This window comes from Sulfurimonas sp., from assembly GCF_019429335.1.
In the GTDB taxonomy this organism is placed as follows: domain Bacteria; phylum Campylobacterota; class Campylobacteria; order Campylobacterales; family Sulfurimonadaceae; genus Sulfurimonas.
Genome location: NZ_JAHYJB010000009.1, coordinates 1 through 17,895, shown reverse-complemented (window position 1 = coordinate 17,895; position 17,895 = coordinate 1). Strand labels below are relative to the sequence as shown.

Annotated in this window: 18 protein-coding genes, 3 tRNA genes and 2 pseudogenes; 7 read left to right on the top strand and 16 right to left on the bottom strand. The window is 38.1% G+C overall.

Features of this window, described 5'->3' with window-relative positions:
* Positions 1–108: 108 nt before the first annotated feature.
* The 9 genes from K0A91_RS05065 to gyrA all read right to left on the bottom strand — a co-directional run bounded on the left by K0A91_RS05065 (position 109) and on the right by gyrA (position 8,518).
* A tRNA-Asn gene (locus K0A91_RS05065) sits at positions 109–183 on the bottom strand.
* 56 nt (positions 184–239) lie between these two features.
* Positions 240–1,172: a radical SAM protein gene (locus K0A91_RS05060; protein WP_295008688.1), complete on the bottom strand. Its 933-nt coding sequence runs from the start codon at positions 1,170–1,172 to the stop codon at positions 240–242.
* On the bottom strand, positions 1,173–2,204 hold the full coding sequence (hemE, locus tag K0A91_RS05055) for a uroporphyrinogen decarboxylase (protein ID WP_295008687.1): 1,032 nt from the start codon (positions 2,202–2,204) through the stop codon (positions 1,173–1,175).
* 86 nt (positions 2,205–2,290) lie between these two features.
* Positions 2,291–2,809, bottom strand: coding sequence for a YqhA family protein (locus tag K0A91_RS05050; protein ID WP_295008686.1), 519 nt, complete (start codon positions 2,807–2,809; stop codon positions 2,291–2,293).
* A 2-nt stretch (positions 2,810–2,811) separates the two neighbouring features.
* Entirely contained in the window at positions 2,812–3,846 is a 1,035-nt protein-coding gene (locus tag K0A91_RS05045) for an aspartate-semialdehyde dehydrogenase (protein WP_295008685.1), read from the bottom strand.
* A gap of 18 nt (positions 3,847–3,864) precedes the next feature.
* On the bottom strand, positions 3,865–5,016 hold the full coding sequence (locus K0A91_RS05040; protein ID WP_295008684.1) for a sigma-54 dependent transcriptional regulator: 1,152 nt from the start codon (positions 5,014–5,016) through the stop codon (positions 3,865–3,867).
* A gap of 33 nt (positions 5,017–5,049) precedes the next feature.
* The gene (locus K0A91_RS05035; RefSeq protein ID WP_295008683.1) at positions 5,050–5,463 is read right to left on the bottom strand and encodes a hypothetical protein; all 414 of its coding nucleotides are present in this window, start codon (positions 5,461–5,463) and stop codon (positions 5,050–5,052) included.
* Positions 5,412–5,987 (bottom strand): LPP20 family lipoprotein, encoded by a 576-nt coding sequence (locus K0A91_RS05030; RefSeq protein ID WP_295008682.1) that lies wholly within the window; start codon positions 5,985–5,987, stop codon positions 5,412–5,414. The genes K0A91_RS05035 and K0A91_RS05030 overlap by 52 nt, the downstream gene beginning before the upstream one ends.
* Before the next feature lie 47 nt (positions 5,988–6,034).
* Positions 6,035–8,518, bottom strand: a complete 2,484-nt coding sequence (gyrA, locus tag K0A91_RS05025) for a DNA gyrase subunit A (RefSeq protein WP_295008681.1) — start codon at positions 8,516–8,518, stop codon at positions 6,035–6,037.
* Between the two features lie 215 nt (positions 8,519–8,733).
* Between gyrA and K0A91_RS05020 the strand changes: the two genes are divergently transcribed.
* Together K0A91_RS05020 and K0A91_RS05015 are read left to right on the top strand one after the other, a co-directional pair.
* On the top strand, positions 8,734–8,961 hold the full coding sequence (locus tag K0A91_RS05020; RefSeq protein ID WP_295008680.1) for a nitrogenase component 1: 228 nt from the start codon (positions 8,734–8,736) through the stop codon (positions 8,959–8,961).
* Between the two features lie 13 nt (positions 8,962–8,974).
* A complete protein-coding gene (locus K0A91_RS05015; RefSeq protein WP_295008679.1) occupies positions 8,975–9,586 on the top strand; it encodes a hypothetical protein in 612 nt (203 codons plus the stop codon).
* A 2-nt stretch (positions 9,587–9,588) separates the two neighbouring features.
* On the opposite strand, the gene K0A91_RS05010 is transcribed toward K0A91_RS05015, so the two are convergent.
* The 4 genes from K0A91_RS05010 to K0A91_RS04995 form a co-directional block, all read right to left on the bottom strand.
* Entirely contained in the window at positions 9,589–9,840 is a 252-nt protein-coding gene (locus K0A91_RS05010) for a type II toxin-antitoxin system RelE/ParE family toxin (RefSeq protein WP_295008678.1), read from the bottom strand.
* The gene (locus K0A91_RS05005) at positions 9,833–10,063 is read right to left on the bottom strand and encodes a ribbon-helix-helix protein, CopG family (RefSeq protein WP_295008677.1); all 231 of its coding nucleotides are present in this window, start codon (positions 10,061–10,063) and stop codon (positions 9,833–9,835) included. Before K0A91_RS05005 ends, K0A91_RS05010 begins: the two co-directional genes overlap by 8 nt.
* A 416-nt stretch (positions 10,064–10,479) precedes the next feature.
* Positions 10,480–10,725: a hypothetical protein gene (locus K0A91_RS05000; RefSeq protein WP_295008676.1), complete on the bottom strand. Its 246-nt coding sequence runs from the start codon at positions 10,723–10,725 to the stop codon at positions 10,480–10,482.
* Positions 10,726–10,923: 198 nt separating this feature from the next.
* Positions 10,924–11,085: a hypothetical protein gene (locus K0A91_RS04995; protein ID WP_295008675.1), complete on the bottom strand. Its 162-nt coding sequence runs from the start codon at positions 11,083–11,085 to the stop codon at positions 10,924–10,926.
* Between the two features lie 196 nt (positions 11,086–11,281).
* Between K0A91_RS04995 and K0A91_RS04990 the strand changes: the two are divergent.
* A pseudogene (locus K0A91_RS04990) lies at positions 11,282–11,500 on the top strand (EAL domain-containing protein); the annotation flags it as partial.
* A 66-nt stretch (positions 11,501–11,566) separates the two neighbouring features.
* On the opposite strand, the gene K0A91_RS04985 reads toward K0A91_RS04990, so the two are convergent.
* A complete protein-coding gene (locus tag K0A91_RS04985; protein WP_295008674.1) occupies positions 11,567–12,862 on the bottom strand; it encodes a hypothetical protein in 1,296 nt (431 codons plus the stop codon).
* A gap of 211 nt (positions 12,863–13,073) precedes the next feature.
* On the opposite strand from K0A91_RS04985, the pseudogene K0A91_RS04980 reads away from it, so the two are divergent.
* The 4 genes and pseudogenes from K0A91_RS04980 (at position 13,074) to K0A91_RS04965 (ending at position 17,669) form a co-directional block, all read left to right on the top strand.
* Positions 13,074–14,326 (top strand): annotated as a pseudogene (locus K0A91_RS04980) (ammonium transporter).
* A gap of 57 nt (positions 14,327–14,383) precedes the next feature.
* Positions 14,384–14,722 (top strand): P-II family nitrogen regulator, encoded by a 339-nt coding sequence (locus K0A91_RS04975; RefSeq protein ID WP_295008673.1) that lies wholly within the window; start codon positions 14,384–14,386, stop codon positions 14,720–14,722.
* A gap of 123 nt (positions 14,723–14,845) precedes the next feature.
* Positions 14,846–15,580, top strand: coding sequence for an energy transducer TonB (locus tag K0A91_RS04970; RefSeq protein WP_295008672.1), 735 nt, complete (start codon positions 14,846–14,848; stop codon positions 15,578–15,580).
* Positions 15,581–15,680: 100 nt separating this feature from the next.
* Positions 15,681–17,669 (top strand): sensor domain-containing diguanylate cyclase, encoded by a 1,989-nt coding sequence (locus K0A91_RS04965; protein ID WP_295008671.1) that lies wholly within the window; start codon positions 15,681–15,683, stop codon positions 17,667–17,669.
* A 16-nt stretch (positions 17,670–17,685) separates the two neighbouring features.
* On the opposite strand, the gene K0A91_RS04960 is transcribed toward K0A91_RS04965, so the two are convergent.
* Both K0A91_RS04960 and K0A91_RS04955 read right to left on the bottom strand, forming a co-directional pair.
* Positions 17,686–17,760, bottom strand: a tRNA-Glu gene (locus tag K0A91_RS04960).
* Between the two features lie 13 nt (positions 17,761–17,773).
* Positions 17,774–17,849: transfer RNA gene (locus tag K0A91_RS04955), tRNA-Lys, on the bottom strand.
* Positions 17,850–17,895: the final 46 nt, after the last annotated feature.

Here is a 17,895-nt window from a genome sequence, read left to right as displayed (position 1 = left end):
AATGGTAGTATTATAAAAAGTAATACTTAGAAAATATTTTAGCTGCCATATAGCTATTATTGATTTTAAAGTCTTGAAATGTCATATTTTTTGTGGGATTAAAAAGTGTGGCTCCGAATACTGGATTCGAACCAGTGGCCAAGTGATTAACAGTCACCTACTCTACCGCTGAGCTAATTCGGAATATTTGATAGGTCCGAATTATACTTTATGAGGCTTAAAAAGTCAAGAATTTTGCGCTACTTTGCGCGTTTTCTTTTCTCGTTTTCATGCAGGATGAAAAATTCCAAATTCCCGACTTTTTTGGTAACTATTTTTGACTCAGAGATTAGATTTTGAAATCGTTTTTTGCTATCTTCGTCAAAGAGCAGGTTTATATCCTCTATGGTTTGTGGTCTTTTGTCAAGAGTGTTTAAAATCTCTTCATCGTCATAGTGTCTATTGTTTGGCTCAGCATGGACTCTTGACGCAATATGTATAGGCAGAGAACTCTCAAACAGAAGCGAAGCATCATGAAGCTCTTTATAACTAAGACCACTCACAGGATAAGCAGGCGGTCTGTCAATGCTGCCCAAATCAATTCTTGTTACATGCAGCCTTAAAAGAGTCTCGTTTAGCTTTGCTATCTCCTCTTTTGTGTCGTTTAACCCTTTGACAAAAAGAATCTCGATAAAGAGTTTGCCTTTGTAAATATGGCTAAATTCAATAACTTTTTTTACTATCTCTTCTATCTTTATGCCGACATGTGGTCTGTCTACTCTTTTAAATACGTTGTCGGTAACGGCGTCAAGAGAGAGTTTAACTTGGTCAAGCTTTAAGAGAGAGTTAAAAACTTTTTCATCAACTAGCGTTGCGCTGTTTGATAAAATGAGTGTCTCGGTGGAGTTTTTGATTCTGTTTATCGCATCGATTAGCTCATCAAGATAGGGATAGAGCGTAGGTTCTCCGTTTGCAGTTATGGTTATGACATCTATTTTTTCGCTTAGATGCTCTTTGAGTTCGGCAATTATCGTAGAGACTTCTACTGCTTCTTTTTGTACGTTTGTAGTCGCACTTGGTGCTAGTTCGCAGTAAAGACAGTCAAAGTTGCACTGTTTTAGAGCAGGGGAGAGGTCTATGCCCAAAGAAGAACCAAATCTTCTTGAGTTTACAGGGCCAAAAATAGTTTTCACTTACTTTTTACTAACTCTATGACATTCACGAATAAAATGTTTTGCATTTTCTACAGGCACATCAGGAAGGATTCCGTGACCGAGGTTAAATATATGTCTTTTTCCGCCCATGATTTTTTGAAGCGCTTCTACACACTCCGTTGTTGCCTCTTTTGAGTACAATCTGCACGGCTCCATATTTCCTTGAAGAACATATCTATCTCCTAGTTTCTCTTTTGCATAACCCATAGGGGTTGACCAGTCAACACCAAATACGTCAAAATTGCCGTAAACTTCATCTAAAAATCCAGGAATTCCTTTTGGAAACATTATAATCGGAACATGAGGATATTTTGCTTTTAGATAGTCGGCTATTTCAACCATATATTTCCATGAGAACTCATTATACTTTGCAGGCTCAATCGCCGCAGCCCATGAGTCAAATATTTGAACTACGTCTATTCCGGCTTCAATCTGTTTTTCCATATATAATTTTACGACCTCTGTTACTTTTGCAAGAATTTTATGCAGAAGTTCAGGGTTTGAGTACATCATTTTTTTGCAGATATTGTAAGTTTTTGTACCTTCTCCCTCTATCATGTAAGTAGCAAGCGTCCAAGGTGCTCCGGTAAAGCCTATAAGAGCCTTGTCGTCTGCCAACTGCTCTTTTATAATTTTTATGGTCTTATAAACATAAGTTAGCTTTAATGCCGCCTCTTCGCCGCCTAAAAGAGCATCTAAGTCAACCTCATTTTTTATCGGTTTCTCGAAAACAGGTCCCTCTCCAACAAGAAAGTCAAGCTTCATACCCATCTCATTTGGAACAACTAAAATATCACTAAATAGAATAGCCGCATCGACACCTACAATATTTACCGGCTGAAGTGTGACTTCCGCTGCAAGTTTTGGATTGTGGCAAAGATTTAAGAAATTTCCCGCCTCTTTTCTTACTTCCATATACTCGGGAAGGTATCTTCCGGCTTGTCTCATCATCCAAACCGGTGTATATTGCGTATCTTTACCAAAGCATGCGTCTACAAATATTTTACTCATAAGTTACCCTTATTTAATCAATTTTTTTAGTGAATACGGCACTCAAAAAGAGAGAAGGCAATTCTCGTCTCTTTAGCGTTCAACGGTTAGTGGTTTTTTCCAACTTTTCCAAGGAAGTAAAGCCCTACTGCCACGGCAGTAATTGATAGCGCTAAGTATAGCATATCAAGTGCACCGTTGTACTGCGTATGCCCAACTTTTTGAAAAAATCCTACCACAAGAACCATTACGATAACTTTTGATATTTTGTCTTTCAGGTGGTCTAGCGAGTGGATAGCTAAAAGTTGAGTTTCGTCATGTCCAGACTCTTTTGCAGGGTCGATTTCTGATATAAAAAGCTCATATAGACCAAAAGAGAAAAGAAGCATAACTACGCCGATAAGATAGAGGTCGACCGCTCCTATAATTCCGCTTATTATATTTTCATGAAAATGGTCTGGATGCGCTTGATTTATGTAGGTTGTAATAACATACTTCGCAGTGTCGTATATATCAAAGCTCGCAACAATAAATAGTGAAACTGCCCCTATAAGACCAAAAAATACCGCAAGGATTACTATAAACCTTGAATTCCATAATGCGTTTTCAAATATTCTCTCTAACATTTTTATTTCTCCTCATCCATTTCTACCCATTTTTGGGCGATTCTAACTGCATTTGTAGCAGCGCCTACTCTTAAATTATCTGCAACTATAAACATGTGAAGCATATTTTTAGAGAAGTTGTCATTTCTGATACGTCCTACAAACGTCTCGTTTTTCTCCATCGATATTGCAGGCATCGGATATATTGACTCTGATGGAGTGTCAAGTATAACGATGTTGGGAGCTTTTCTTAGTATCTCTCTTGCTTCATCAGCATCTACATCTTTCTTAAAGGTAAGAGTAATTGTTTCAGCATGACCGCGAAGAGTAGGAACACGAACACATGTAGCGCTAAGCGGGATTTCTCTGTGCATAATTTTTGCAGTTTCATTCACCATCTTCATCTCCTCTTTTGTGTATCCGTTATCTACAAACAGATCTATCTGAGGGATTACGTTTAGAGCAATCTGGTGTTTAAATGCCTTATGCACGCTCTCGCTTAGTTTAAAGCTGAAAAAGTCTTTCATCTGATTGACAAGCTCTTCCATGGCGCTTTTTCCTGCGCCGGAAGTTGCTTGATATGTGCTAACGTCAACTCTTGTAATACCATAAGCATCATCAAGTGGTTTAAGCGCTTGAATCATTTGAATTGTAGAGCAGTTTGGATTTGCGATAATGCCGGTTTTTTTCCACTTAGCGATATCTTCAGGATTTACTTCAGGCACTACAAGCGGAGTGTGCTCATCCATTCTAAAGTGTGAAGTGTTGTCGATTACTACCGCACCCGCTTTAACAGCAAATTGCGCAAACTGTGCGCTCACGCTTCCGCCAGCTGAAAATAGGGCGATTTCAATATCTTCTTCTTCAAAAACAGTGTCTGTAAGCTCTTTGATAGCTATCTCTTTGTTTCTAAACTCCACACTTTTACCCAGGCTTCTTGAACTAGCCAGAGGAACAAGTTTGTTTATAGGAAAGTTAACCTCTTCCAAAATTGCTAATATCTCTTCACCTACTGCTCCGTTTGCTCCGACAACAGCTACATTATATTTTTTCGACATTATTGTTCCTTAATAATTTTAATTAAATCCACGGGATTCTAAAAAGAGCTCATGCGGCGTTATATCATCACTCTCGCTTAAGATAACCGCTCTCTCAACTACTGAAATCAGCTCTCTAATATTTCCCGGCCAGCCGTAAGAGAGAAGATGCTCTTTTGCCTCGTCTGAAAATTTTTTCAATTCAAAACCGTATTTTATACAATTTTGCTCTAAAACTCTTTGGGCAATCTGCAATATTTCATCTTTTCTCTCACAAAGAGGCGGAATATGTATCGGAATTGTATTTAGTCTAAAATAGAGGTCGTTTCTAAACTCACCATCTTTTATCTTATCAGAGAGATTTGCATTTGTAGCAGAGATGACTCTGATATCTATTTTTACGCTCCTTGAGGAGCCTAGTCTTCTGACTTCTTTCTCCTGCAATGCTCGCAGAAGTTTTGCTTGAACGCCGTATGGCATCTCGCCTATTTCATCTAAAAATAGTGTTCCGCCGTTTGCAAGCTCAAATTGTCCCGCTTTTGATTCGCTTGCATCCGTAAAAGCGCCTTTTTCAAACCCGAATAGTTCGCTCTCTATAAGGTTGTCAGGAATTGCAGCCATATTGATTGCAACAAAAGGTTTTTTCGCTCTAGGCGAGTTTTCGTGTATATAAGAGGCAAAAACCTCTTTGCCGACACCACTCTCTCCCAGAAGTAAAATACTCGCATCCGTTTTAGCAGCTTTGTTTGCCATATTAAGAGCAGCTTCGAGAGCTTTTGATGTACCAAAAAATCCGCTTGCAGAGCCGTTGTCACTGCTGGGCGGTGCCGCTTTTTTAACTTTTTGTATCTTATCTTCTCGTTTGATTGCAGATATGAGCGTATCCACATCAAACGGTTTTAACAAAAAATCTTTTACGCCCAAGTGGATTGATTCGATTGCTCTTTGAAGCGTCGCATTTCCGGTCATAATAATAACCTCAAACCTGCCATCAAGCATTTTTACGAACTCTATGCCGTCCATACCGGGCATATTGATATCCGTAATTATCAGATCAAAACTCTCATCGATTCCCTTTAGTGCGTCTTTTGCATTTTTAAATGTCTTGATTTCAAACTCTTTGTAGTCGCTCATAGCGATTTCAAGAGATTTTCTCATATTTATATCATCTTCAACTATTGCAATTTTCACTAAAAACCTTGGAGTTTTGGTATTTTCTAACTCTCATTTTAAAGGGGCAATTCTAGCGAAATTATCATTAAAATCGACTTTGAAACAAGTGGTTTTGAGCGTGAGTGTTGTGGTGAAACTGTTTTTAAGATTGGAGGTAGTTCCCTTATGTTCCACATGTAGACCGAGTTTGTGTATATACTCTATAAACTCCACAGAATTTTGAGATATAAGTTTTTTTAAATCATCGCCTGAGGTATTTATTAAAATAAGTTCTGATTGCGGCTCTCCGCTGCATTTTGTCATGGCATTTGAGATAAGCAGAGTCTCATTGTAAAGAATGGCGTCTTTGACTATGTATTTGTAGGAGATAAGGTGCTCACTTGCGATTAGTGTAAGTGAGCTAAAGATTGTTACTATTGAGCAAAGTCTGAGTAAGAAATTAAGATTTCCATCTCTACTTCGCATAATCCCTCTTTAAAAGTTGTTTCAACGACATCAGCATTTTTAACCATTGCTTGAACATAAGTATTTATTGTTGATCTTTGAATCATCATATTCTTGATTGTATCATGACCATCAACACGCACTCCTTTTACTTTTTCTGCGATTGCTCTGTACGCATCTGCTATTGCCGCTCTTTTTGCAAGTGCATAAGCTTGAGCAGGAGAAGATGTGTTCATTGGAGCAACGCCTTGACCTACAACTGAAATGCGAAGAGATTTGTTCTTCTGAAGCATCTCCTCTTTAGCAGCCATAGTCGCAAGCTCCTCTTCTTTTTGAGCTTTTACTTGAGCAAGCTCCTCGATAGCTCTTTGGCTATCTTCTTTTGCCTGAGTTGCCTCCGCTTTAGCTTTAGCAACCTCCTCTCTGACCGCTGAGAGTTCTGCGTTTGTCTGCTCTATAACAGTTGTGTCTAGCGGTTGAACTTTGTCTGCACCAAAGAGCGACGAAGCGCTTAAAAGCAGTGCAAGTAGTATGGAGTATCTCATTGTTAGTCCCTTAGCATGGTTTTATAATTGTTGTACTTAAGCAACTACTATTCCAATTCACTTAAGCCAGTAAGAGAGTCATCTTCCTCTTCGTCTTCCATGGGCTGTTTTGGACAGCGAGAAACACTTATTACATCATCGCCTTTTACTATGAAAACACCGCTTGTATTTCTGCTTGATTTAGATATTGTCTGCATATCAACGCGTATCATTTTACCCTCTTTTGTAAGAGCCATCATATCCATCTCTTCATCTACCATTAGACAACCGACAACATATTTTCCTGTTTTAGCAGTCATCTTCATAGCGATTACGCCGCTTCCGCCGCGATTTGTTAAACGATATTCTGCGGCATTGGTGCGTTTGCCGATACCTTTTTCGCTGACAACCAAAATCTCTTCTTCGTCATTTGCGATAATGTTAGCATCAACCACTTCATCAGAATCATGCTTGAACTTGATACCTCTTACACCTCTTGTATTTCTACCTTGGTCGCGCGTTTTTTCTATCTCAAATTTAATACACTGAGCAAGTTTAGTCATAATAAATAGGTATTTAATGCTCTTGTCCGCAATTTTTGCAGTGATAATTGAGTCATTTTTGTCAAGAAGAATAGCTTTTACGCCGTTGCTTCTTATATTTGAGAATTCGCTTAGGTTTGTTCTCTTTACAACACCTTTTTTAGTGAAGAATACTAGAGATTTGTCGTCGCTGAAGTCTGTTGTAGGATTGATTGACTGAATCTGCTCATCTGCTACAAGGTTAAGAAGATTGACTACCGCTTTACCTTTTGCAACTCTGCTTCCTTCAGGTATTTTGTAAACTTTTAACCAGTGAAGCTGTCCGCGGTCTGTTACAAAAAGAAGTGTGTCATGTGTGTTACATGTAAAGAATCTCTCTATAAAGTCATCCTCGTATGTAGTAAGCGCAATCTTACCTTTTCCGCCTCTTTTTTGCTTCTCATACTGTGCAAGAGGAACTCTCTTGATGTAGCCTCTGTGCGTTATGGTTACAACCATCGGCTCGTTGGGGATAAGGTCTTCAATATCGATATCGTCATAGTCATCTTCGATTTCAGTTCGTCTAACGTCTGTATATGTAGCAAGAATTTCATCAAACTCTTGACCTATGATACCGTGAAGAACCTCTTCGCTCTTTAGGATTGACTCTAGGTATTCTATTAGTTTGATAAGCTCAAAAAGTTCATTCTCTATCTTCTCGCGCTCTAATCCTGTTAATCTTCCAAGACGCATATCAACGATGCTTTGCGCCTGAAGTACGCTGAAGTCAAACTCTGAAACTAGGTTGTCTCTCGCATCTTCTATATTTGTACTTGATTTGATAACTCTGATAATCTCATCAATAATATCAAGAGCTTTTTTAAGACCTTCTAAGATGTGTGCTCTTGCTTTTGCTTTTTCAAGGTCAAAGATAGTACGTCGGATGATGATAGTTTTACGGTGATTTATAAAGTGTTTTAAAATCTCGATAATACCGAATACTCTCGGCTCTTGATTTAAGATAGAGAGCATGATAATACCAAACGTAGTCTGCATGCTTGTCTGCTTGAAAAGGTTGTTTAGAACGATTTCGCTCATTGCATCTTTTTTCAGCTCAATTACAACTCTCATACCGTCACGGTCAGACTCGTCGCGAATTTCAGATACGCCATCGATAAGCTTCTCTTTTACCAAATCAGCAATATTTTCAATCAAACGAGCTTTGTTAACCTGATAAGGAAGCTCATCAATTACGATAACCTCTTTTTTCGCTTTTTGTTCAATATGGGTTTTTGCACGAACTTTGATACGTCCGCGGCCTGTCGCATAAGCGTCAGTGATACCTTTTTTACCGAAGATGATACCGCCTGTTGGAAAGTCAGGAGCTTTTATGTGTTCCATAATTTCATAAAGTTCAATATCCGGATTTGCAAGAAGAGCTTTTAAACCCATCATAACCTCTTGAGGATTGTGCGGAGGAATATTTGTAGCCATACCGACTGCAATACCTGAAGAGCCGTTTATAAGGAGGTTGGGAACACGTGTAGGCATAACGTCGGGCTCTTTTGTAGTGCCGTCGTAGTTGTCAATCATATTTACCGTGTTTTTTTCTAAATCTTTTAGAAGTTCGCCTGCATATTTTGTCATTCTGGCTTCGGTATAACGCATAGCCGCTGCGCTGTCGCCATCAACCGAACCGAAGTTACCTTGACCGTCAACCAGCTCCATTCTCATAGAGAAGTCTTGAGCCATACGAACAAGCGCATCATAAACAGCAGTGTCGCCGTGCGGGTGGTACTGACCGATAACGTCACCGACGATACGTGCCGACTTTTTAAACTTTGAGCCATGAGAGAGACTTAATTTATCCATTGCATAAAGGATTCTTCTGTGAACAGGTTTAAGTCCGTCACGAACATCAGGAAGTGCACGACCGACGATTACGCTCATGGAGTAATCTAGATAGCTGCTTTGAAGAGTCTCTTCAATGTTTATGCTCTGTATATTATCGTTGTTTAACAAGTTGCCCATATATAACACCTAATCTTTATAAAATTCAAAAATTAATTCGATAGATGATATCTTAATGTCGCTTAAGAGTTATCTAAAAGTATTATTTTTTTATATAACTTTGTGATAGTGTGAAAATGCGTTGCAAAATAGTAGTTTATACATGTAGAAACCCACTTTTTTCTTCATATTTCTATGGAATAAAAAATGTATATATACTCCATAATAGCAAAAATATGAACAAACGTTTACAATTAAATCCGATTAAACTTTCACAGCCGATTACTACGGGAATGATTGAGACAAAGGGTGATGACATCAAGGATGCCGCATATTTATTAAAAGATACGCAACTTATGGCATATGTACAGACTCCTGATTTTGAGGGCGGATTGGAGAGCGGTTTTGCAAAGTCAATCGAGGCAGTTATAGAACAGCTTGTAGAGCCTAAAGAAGATAAATAGACAAAAAGCCCTTTTGATTGCAAACTCACAAAAAGTTGCCAAAGAGATATTGATGTACATTAATACCGACGGCTATTTTGAAGGCGACAAAAATATAGACAAGTATAATAAGCACCACCGCTTTGAAGAGGCGACTGAGATTATAAAGAAATTTAAATCACCTCCTGCAATTGATTTTCAGGAAGATAACGAGTATATCGTTCCTGATTTTTTTGTAAAAGTGGATGATGACATCTCGGTGATAATGAATCACAGTTACTATCCGGACCTTATTATTAGCGACCCTTTTAAGAGTAAAAATGACGAGCTCAGACATAAACTAAAAGAGGCGAGAGACTTGGTAAATCTGCTTGATTTGAGAAAATCGACACTCTATTTTTCGCTCAAATCATTTTTTACAAATGCGCTCTCAAGCAATCTCTCTTCGTCTGAGATAAAAAACTACATCCAAAATCTCATAGAAAACGAGAACCACGATGAGCCTCTCACCGATCAGGACTTAGTAGATTTGGTCATGAAAAGATACGATATGGAGATGGTAAGAAGAACGATTACGAAGCATAGAAAACTCTTAAATGTGCCATCATCCAAAGAGAGAAAAAAGATTTATAAAGTTAGGGACTAGAGTTAGTAGACTTCTTTTCTGTGGGCAATTCTAATTACAGAGATAACTAGAAGATTGTTTTCTTTTAAATAGATAATGCGGTAATTACCTGCCCGCTTTCTAAACTTGCCTTTATGCTTGCCCTTCAACTGTTTATCATTAGCAAAGTTTCCGCTTTGTAAATCTAAAATTTTGGATGAAACGAGTAGTTGAGCTTGCTTCTCAAGTTTCAAAAACTCCCGCTCGGCATCTTTGTCAAAAGCGACGCTATACATCAATGCCGGCTTTTTTAAATACTTCTGCAAGAGGCACAACTGTGGTCTTTCCTGCTTTTAAATCGTCTATTCTTTTGTCGGCAATCATCTCATCTAACTTATCAAAGTATAACTCAATGGCTTTTTCAACTAAGCTTGTTCTAGTCTTGTCTAGCTCTAGTGCATATTCATCCAATGTTTTAACAACATCTTTTTCAAGTCTAATGTTTATGGCTTGTTTCATAATCTACCTCATTTGCATTTCGTGTATACAATTGTAGTGCATAAATGATTATTTTGTCAAGGGATAGTAACGACTTATTTTAACTATACTACCGTAAGATTATATCAGTCTGAGAATAAGCTGACCTGTGTCTTATAATCTTTCTTTTTTTTGAGGAGGGAGAATTCTGCATCACAAAAGTGGAGATTCACCCGTAGAGGTGTAATGTCAAATTTGCTCAAAGAATGAATCAGTAAAAACAACGACTATTTATCATTACTTTTAATACAAATAGTATACCTTGTCATGTGCATGTTTGCGAATTCAGTATATCTTGCAAGAAATTCAAGATTTTTATATGAACTATCCATTCCTTCATCTACCATCTTTATATATTTATCCGCTTGTTTAAGGTGTTTAATACAATCACGGCTGTTTCATACTAGAATATTACATAACTTCTGAATATTTCCGCTAATCATACGAATAGCTTGAGTAAAATTAATAAAGTTTTCTCTTCTAAGCACATTCATTGCAATATTTCTAACAATCGAAAAATTAGTCGGGGCATTGCCGGTACGGATTAAAGATGCATCTTCACCAAATGTTACATCTTTTACATAATGCATACTTTCAATTGCCCAATGAGCTCTTATTCCGTGATTATATTCTTTAGCGGGCATCTTTTACTGGATATATAAAAAGATGTTTCAACGGAGCACTTATCACTTATTCTAAGTCTATAGATTGGAGGTATGTCATTTCCAGTCATTTTTTTAATATCCCCATTCGGGATATTATTTATAGCTTCAAAAATTTTGACTTGTAGCTTCTTTTGATAAGTTGCAAACTTTTTTCAAATGTTTTTGAATATGAAATTTTCATAAGTTAAATTTTTTAGCAAACTCATCTTGAGATGAAAAAGTATCATTTTTTAAAATGGATAAAATCTCTTTTTCATCAGTAGCTTCCAACAGAAGTTCTACCTGAGCTTTTTTTTCTTTACTTTTATCAAGATATTCAATTAGACTTTCACGAATCATTTGCGAGATAGATTTGTTTTCTAAAAAACTAAATGCTCTGGCTTTTTCATAAAGATTTTCATCTTTGTATGTACGAAAATTTCAAAATTGTAACTATTTTTTTATCTTTTATTTTGCTCAAAAAAAAGATAAAAATTATCTTAATTATCTATTTTACTCCGTAAAATAGGCATTTACACGGGTAAAACTAAACGCCGATATCATCAAGATAGGCGGCTCGCTAGTCAAAGAGATAGATAAAAATCAAGACCACTATGATATTGTAAAAACAATCGTGAACTTTGCAAAAATCAAAGGTTTGGAAGTTGTAGCAGAGTTTGTAAGTTCTGAGGCAATTTATGAAAAGATTAAGGAACTAAATATTGAGTATTGTCAAGGTTTCTACTTTGCAGAGCCTAAAGAGATGGAGTTTTAAAAGTGAGGTGTGTCACCGCAAAGAGTTAACTTTGCAGTGAGATAGAAGTTGATGTTTCTAATAAGATTAGAATGACACCATAGACATAAATAGAATGTCGCTTCCTGAGTATTTTTTATCACCGACATCATCTCTGTCGCTTGAAGTGTAAGAGTACTCAAGAGCAAAACGAACGTTTTGTCTCATGTTGTACTCTAAACCAAGAGAGTAGACATTGAAGTCTCTGTTTGCTGTTGCATCGTCAGTTACGCCCAATATAGCTGCCTTAACGCCAAATCTCTCTACCGGATTTACCTGTATATCTGCATGGTAACCTGTTTTGTCCTGTGCTTTAGGAGTAGCATAAATTTCATCATTTACTTTGTCAAGATAACCGGTATAGTCATTCTTCATTACGTAACCTGCTGTTGCCATAACTGTCATATCACCTATAGCGCTCTCGATCTGAAGGTCTAGACCATATGATTTTCTATCCAAAGCATCGACATCAACACTGTGTACTTTGTCTACAACTTCGTCCATAGATATAGTCAAATCACCATTCGCATCGTCGAACAGTCTGTCTATGATTTTCTTTCCAGATTTACCACCGATGTAGTATCCGCCTAGAGCGACCGTTGTGTCGCCTGCGCTAAACTCATATGCAGCTCTTGCCAAAGTTTTGAAAGAGTCTGTTCCCGCTTCAGCACTTTGAGCAAACATAGGAACATATGCGCCTACTGTTGCGTAAAGACCATTTGCTCTATAGTAAACTTGAACACCCGTAGCTTCTCCTGCACCAATACCTAAGTTTTGGAAGATGTTTGTTTTTCCACGGTTTTCAAACTGGCGAACCGGTCTGTATAGTCCCGTAGTATACATCTCTGTTCCTGCGAATGCACCAAGCGCATCAGTCATGTGGTAAGTTGCACCCACTCTTCCTCCAAGAGCTTCAGTAGAAAACATTATCTTACCACCAGCTAAGCCCTCAGCAAACTCCATAGAAGCACCTACGTTATCAGCTATTTTACCGCCGAAAAGGAAAGCAGATTCGTCAAAAATCTCTGTTTTAGTCTCTACATCGTTACTTTTATCTTCAAGTATACGAGCTTTGATAACAAAAGCCATATTTAGGTTACTAGGCATTTGTAGACCGCCGTTTTGCTCAGAAGTCATCTCTTTGCCGCTACTCATCGTGAAACCTGACATCTTAAAGTCTCTACCGAAAGCATTTAGCTTTGGCATATTTTGAAAGTGGCAAGACATACAGTCCATATCCATCTGTCTAGCAAATGCAGGCGTTGCTTCTGCCGCAGTTGCACACATTAATGACAAACCAACCAATGAGATGATTTTTTTTGTCGAGAATCTTTTTTTCATCATGAAAAAACCTTTGTATAAAAAAATATTATGGAAGCACCATCAATGTCCATAAGACAGAACTATAATAATTCCCATATTAAAAGATGCTTAAATACTCATTTTTTGGTAACATTAGCAGAAATATGTCATGTGATTAAAAAATAATCAATTAACTGACTATTTTATTTTTTAGCTACTGTATAATTTGACAGATTAAAAAAAGGATCGAAAGATGAAGAGGTTTTTGTTTGGTATGTTGGCTATACCCTCCTTTGTGTTTGCAGAGGATCTTTTAAACAGCGGTGACACAGCGTGGATGTTGGTTGCTACGGCTTTGGTTATGCTTATGACGCCTGCCGGTTTAGCGCTTTTTTATGGCGGTTTGACTCGCTCTAAAAATGTGCTCAACACAATAGGCATGAGCTTAGGTGCTTATGCGGTCGGTACTTTGATATGGGTTTTGGTCGGTTACTCTATTGCTTTTGGCGAGGGAGATATTATAGGAAGCGGCAAGTTGCTTTTATCGGGAATTACATCTGAGACTCTAAGCGGAACTATTCCTGAGCTTCTTTTTGTTGCATTTCAGGGAACATTTGCGGCTATTGCGGTTGCGATTGCAAGCGGTTCTATGATAGAGCGTGTAAAATTCTCTACATATATACTCTTTGCGGCTCTTTGGATAGCCGTAGTTTATGCGCCGGTTACACACTGGGCTTGGGGCGGTGGAGAGACGCTTAACTTTGGAGAGATGGATTTTGCAGGAGGAACTGTTGTTCACCTAAGCGCAGGTGTTGCAGGTCTGGTTGTGGCTCTGATACTAGGCAGAAGAAAAGATTACGGCAAAGCTGCTATAAAACCATTCTCGCCTGTTTTGGTAGCACTCGGTGCAGCTCTGCTATGGTTTGGATGGTTCGGTTTTAATGCGGGTTCTCAGTTAGCTGCCGATGGTGTTGCAGCATCTGCATTCTTGGTAACTAACGTTGCTGCGGCACTTGGTGTAATCGGATGGATTACGGCAGAGTGGTTTGTTTATAAAAAGGCTACAATCGTAGGCGGAGCTTCGGGTGCGGTTGCAGGTTTGGTGGCTATCACTCCGGCTGCCGGAAGCGCAGGAGTTGAGGGCGCTCTTATCATCGGTTTAGTCGGAGGTATCCTAGGATTTATTGCTGTTTCAAAACTCAAAAATATGTTCAGAGTGGATGATGCACTGGATGCTTTTGGATTCACGGTTTAGTCGGAATCTGGGGTTCAATCGCAACAGCGATATTTATATCTTCTTATGCGATGGCGGATGATTATGATATGTTTTCCCAGCTTGTCAGCCAATTTCAAGCAATCGGTCTGACTATCGTATATAGTGCTATTGCAACCGCAGTTGTCTTCTTTATAGCTTCTATGCTTACAGGCGGAGGAAGAGTAGATGATGAGAGTGAAAGCAGAGGACTTGATGAGACTGTGCATGGAGAAAAAGCAATAAATCTATAGTGTTGATTAAAACCATAAAAACGGTTACAATTTTAAACTAAATTTGGAGATATTATTATGAAAAAAGTGGAAGCGGTTATTAAACCATTTAAATTAGAAGATGTAAAAGATGCTTTGGCAGAGATAGGAATTACCGGCATGACGGTAAGCGAAGTAAAGGGTTACGGTCGTCAAAAAGGGCATAGCGAGTTATATCGCGGTGCTGAGTACGTAGTTGATTTTCTACCGAAAATAAAGATGGAAATGGTAGTTGAAGATGATAGTGTTGATCAGGTTGTAAACACAATCGTAGAGGCTGCTAGAACCGGAAAAATCGGTGATGGAAAAATCTTTGTCAGCGATATTGAAAAAATCATCCGTATCCGCACGGGTGAGACAGATAGCGAGGCTATATAACTATCAAAAAGGTCTCTTGAAATTCTCGAAAAACGAAGCTTCTTTAGAAAAAGGAACGCGTTCGTTTTAGTGCGTAACATCAGTTAATAGAATAGTAACAATTCGTATGTTACAATTTGTGTCATGGTTAAATATGGCAATTCCCTTCTTATCTCGCTATTTGTTCACGCTGTTATTATGTTAATGTTTTTTATTGTGTATAAAAGCTATTTTGACATTAAAAAAACAGAAGAGGAGATGCACTGTTTAAAACTTTGCAATATTAAATTAAGCAAAGAGACAGCAGAGAAAAAAGAGACGCAAAAGGCAAAAACAGTTGTGCAAGAGAAGCAGATAGAGCCAAAAAAAGTAAAAAAAGCCCAAATGCCAAAAGAGATTGCAGAAAAAAAGATAGAGATAACAGATAAAGTAGCTGATATCAAACCCTCTTTAGTCGATCAAACAGAAGATAATATTTTAGCGGATGCAGAGCCTAAAGCAGAGGAAAGAGAAAAATCCTCAGTTGAGCCAGAGGTTGCGCAGAGCGCATTAAAAGAGCAAAAAGCGGATGATGCCGCATTGACTCAAAAAGTGGTGCAAGAGGAGTATATTGAGATAAATATGCAAAAAATTGCCCAGCTTTTAGAGGAGAACCTCTACTATCCGATGAGTGCTAGAAAAAGAAATATTACAGGCTTGGTGAAAGTAAGTTTTACATTAGGCATCGATGCAAAAGTAAATAATGTAAAAATTCTTGATTCGCAGAGTGATATACTAAGTCGCGCGGCGATTAAAACCATCCAAGACCTCTCCACTAAATTCCCAAAACCAACTAAAGAGCTTACTCTTAGCGTTCCTATCAACTACAATCTAAACTAAATTTGTAATTTATGATGTTAGTCAAATGTCTTTTAATAATTACATGCTAAAATCTTGTAATAACGGAAATACAATTTAACATAACGTAGGATGTAAAAAAATGACAAGTGCATGCAGAGATTTTTTCTCATTAAAAAAAGTCAATCTTTTAGTCACGGTTTTGGTTGCGGTAATTCTCTCAATTACGCTTTTTTACACATACACGGTTGCTAAAAATTACTTTAAAACGCAGGACATCGAGCGGATAAAGGGTGATGTGCTCGAACTTGGGCAGACTCTAGCATCATCGATGCAGAGAGCTGACGTTGATAGTGCGTTACGTATTATGAACAAAAGAATGACTACCCACAAAGAGTATGAGACTCTCTCTATCGCACTAGAGAACAAGATAGTCGTCTCAACCGACAACAAAATGGTCGGAGGCGTTTATGAGGAGGGTTTGCATGCAGATGATATAAGCGGCTGCTCAGTAAGAGAAGATGTCGTATTTTATTCTGATTTTAGCTACTTTAAAAACGGCAAAGAGGCTACATTTAACTTGATAGTAGATTTAAATGATGAACATCTCTTAAGCGCCGAACATGACGTTCAAAATCTTGTTGTAACATTTATGCTCTACTTTATTTTGATAATAGTGATTTTTCTTATCTTATTGTATTTTTTAAATATCTATCCACTTATAAAACTAAACAGATGCATACTGAATCATGAGTGCAAACCTTCTGACTTTATCATAAAAGAGCACTCTTCTATCTATAGAAACATTGTAGAAAAATATAATGAGATTGCGCATCTAAACAAAACCCTTGAAGAGAAAGTTGCCCAAAGAACCAAAATGCTCTCAAAAACAAATGAGCTCTTTAAAGAGGCTCAAAAGCTTACACGCATAGGCAATTGGGAGTGGAACATAGGTAGCAATATGATAGTTTGGTCGGATGAGGTATTTACTATTTTTGGGCATAAGCCGCAGGAGTTTACACCAACTTATGACGCTTTTATGAATTTTGTTCATCCAGATGACAGAGAGTTTCTAAAAGATGCTATTGAGAAAGCACTCCGCAGCGGGAAAGATTATGCCGTGCACCATAGGATAGTACTCCAAGATGGAACTCAAAAGGTGGTTTATGAAAAGGGAAGGATGAAGTATGATGAGATGCATAATCCTCTGCGCATGCTCGGAACGGTTCATGATATAACCGAGAGGTACAAGATAAACAAAGAGCTGGAGTTTCAATCAAGACTTCTTAATTCCGTAACGGATTCGATATTTGTTCATGACTTGGATGGAAATTTTATATACGTCAATGAGGCGGCATATGCAACTAGGGGATACACAAAAGAGGAACTTCTGCAGATGAAAGTGCAAGACCTTGAATATCATGATGAAAAAAGCGGTGATGAGGTGTATGAAGATAACTTAGCAAACACCAAAGAGCAGCTAAGCAGAAAAGAGAAGGCGGTTATCGAGGTTTCTCATAAAACAAAAGAGGGCAAAATAATCCCGATAGAGATTACATGCAGGTTTATACAAGACGAGGGCAAAAGCTATCTTATAAGCATTGCCCGCGATATAAGTATACTAAAAGCGATGAATGAAAATCTAAAAAGGATGGCAAATACCGACAGTCTTACGGGGATTTACAACAGGCACAAATTTGAAGATATATACAAAGCAGAGGTTGAACGTGTTTTGAGATATAAGAGCCCGCTCTCTATGATAATGGTTGATATTGATTATTTCAAGAAGGTTAACGATACTTACGGGCATGACGTTGGCGACTACGTCTTAAAAAGTATGGTGGAAATTGTAAAGAAAAATATCAGAAATATAGATATATTTGTAAGATGGGGCGGTGAGGAGTTTATCATCCTTTGTCCTGAGACAGACTCTTTAAGTGCTGCACTATTAGCAGAGAAGCTAAGAGGTTCAATAGAAGAAACCACGCTTGAGAAGGTTGGAAATATTACATGTAGTTTCGGCGTGGCATCGTATGTTAAAAAAGAGAGCGAAGAGAGTTTTATAAAGCGTTTGGATAGTGCGTTGTACAGAGCAAAAGATGAGGGAAGAAACAGAGTGGTTGTTATTTAGATAGAGTGTTATTAAATGGTGACCCCGAGGAGAATCGAACTCCTGTAACATGGATGAAAACCATGGATCCTTACCGCTAGACGACGGGGCCACAAAATAAAAAATGGTGTCCTGTGATGGATTCGAACCATCGGCCACCTCATTAAAAGTGAGATGCTCTACCAGCTGAGCTAACAAGACATTTACAAACATAGTGTTTGTGGACGCGAATTATAGACAAATAGAG

Bases quoted from the DNA above. Each gene is read 5' to 3' on its own strand.
- hemE (WP_295008687.1), bottom strand. From the start codon at position 2,204: ATGAGTAAAATATTTGTAGACGCATGCTTTGGTAAAGATACGCAATAT.
- K0A91_RS05050 (WP_295008686.1), bottom strand. From the start codon at position 2,809: ATGTTAGAGAGAATATTTGAAAACGCATTATGGAATTCAAGGTTTATA.
- K0A91_RS05045 (WP_295008685.1), bottom strand. From the start codon at position 3,846: ATGTCGAAAAAATATAATGTAGCTGTTGTCGGAGCAAACGGAGCAGTA.
- K0A91_RS05035 (WP_295008683.1), bottom strand. From the start codon at position 5,463: ATGCGAAGTAGAGATGGAAATCTTAATTTCTTACTCAGACTTTGCTCA.
- K0A91_RS05030 (WP_295008682.1), bottom strand. From the start codon at position 5,987: ATGAGATACTCCATACTACTTGCACTGCTTTTAAGCGCTTCGTCGCTC.
- gyrA (WP_295008681.1), bottom strand. From the start codon at position 8,518: ATGGGCAACTTGTTAAACAACGATAATATACAGAGCATAAACATTGAA.
- K0A91_RS05020 (WP_295008680.1), top strand. From the start codon at position 8,734: ATGAACAAACGTTTACAATTAAATCCGATTAAACTTTCACAGCCGATT.
- K0A91_RS05010 (WP_295008678.1), bottom strand. From the start codon at position 9,840: ATGTATAGCGTCGCTTTTGACAAAGATGCCGAGCGGGAGTTTTTGAAA.
- K0A91_RS05005 (WP_295008677.1), bottom strand. From the start codon at position 10,063: ATGAAACAAGCCATAAACATTAGACTTGAAAAAGATGTTGTTAAAACA.
- K0A91_RS05000 (WP_295008676.1), bottom strand. From the start codon at position 10,725: ATGCCCGCTAAAGAATATAATCACGGAATAAGAGCTCATTGGGCAATT.
- K0A91_RS04995 (WP_295008675.1), bottom strand. From the start codon at position 11,085: ATGATTCGTGAAAGTCTAATTGAATATCTTGATAAAAGTAAAGAAAAA.
- K0A91_RS04985 (WP_295008674.1), bottom strand. From the start codon at position 12,862: ATGATGAAAAAAAGATTCTCGACAAAAAAAATCATCTCATTGGTTGGT.
- K0A91_RS04975 (WP_295008673.1), top strand. From the start codon at position 14,384: ATGAAAAAAGTGGAAGCGGTTATTAAACCATTTAAATTAGAAGATGTA.
- K0A91_RS04970 (WP_295008672.1), top strand. From the start codon at position 14,846: ATGGTTAAATATGGCAATTCCCTTCTTATCTCGCTATTTGTTCACGCT.
- K0A91_RS04965 (WP_295008671.1), top strand. From the start codon at position 15,681: ATGACAAGTGCATGCAGAGATTTTTTCTCATTAAAAAAAGTCAATCTT.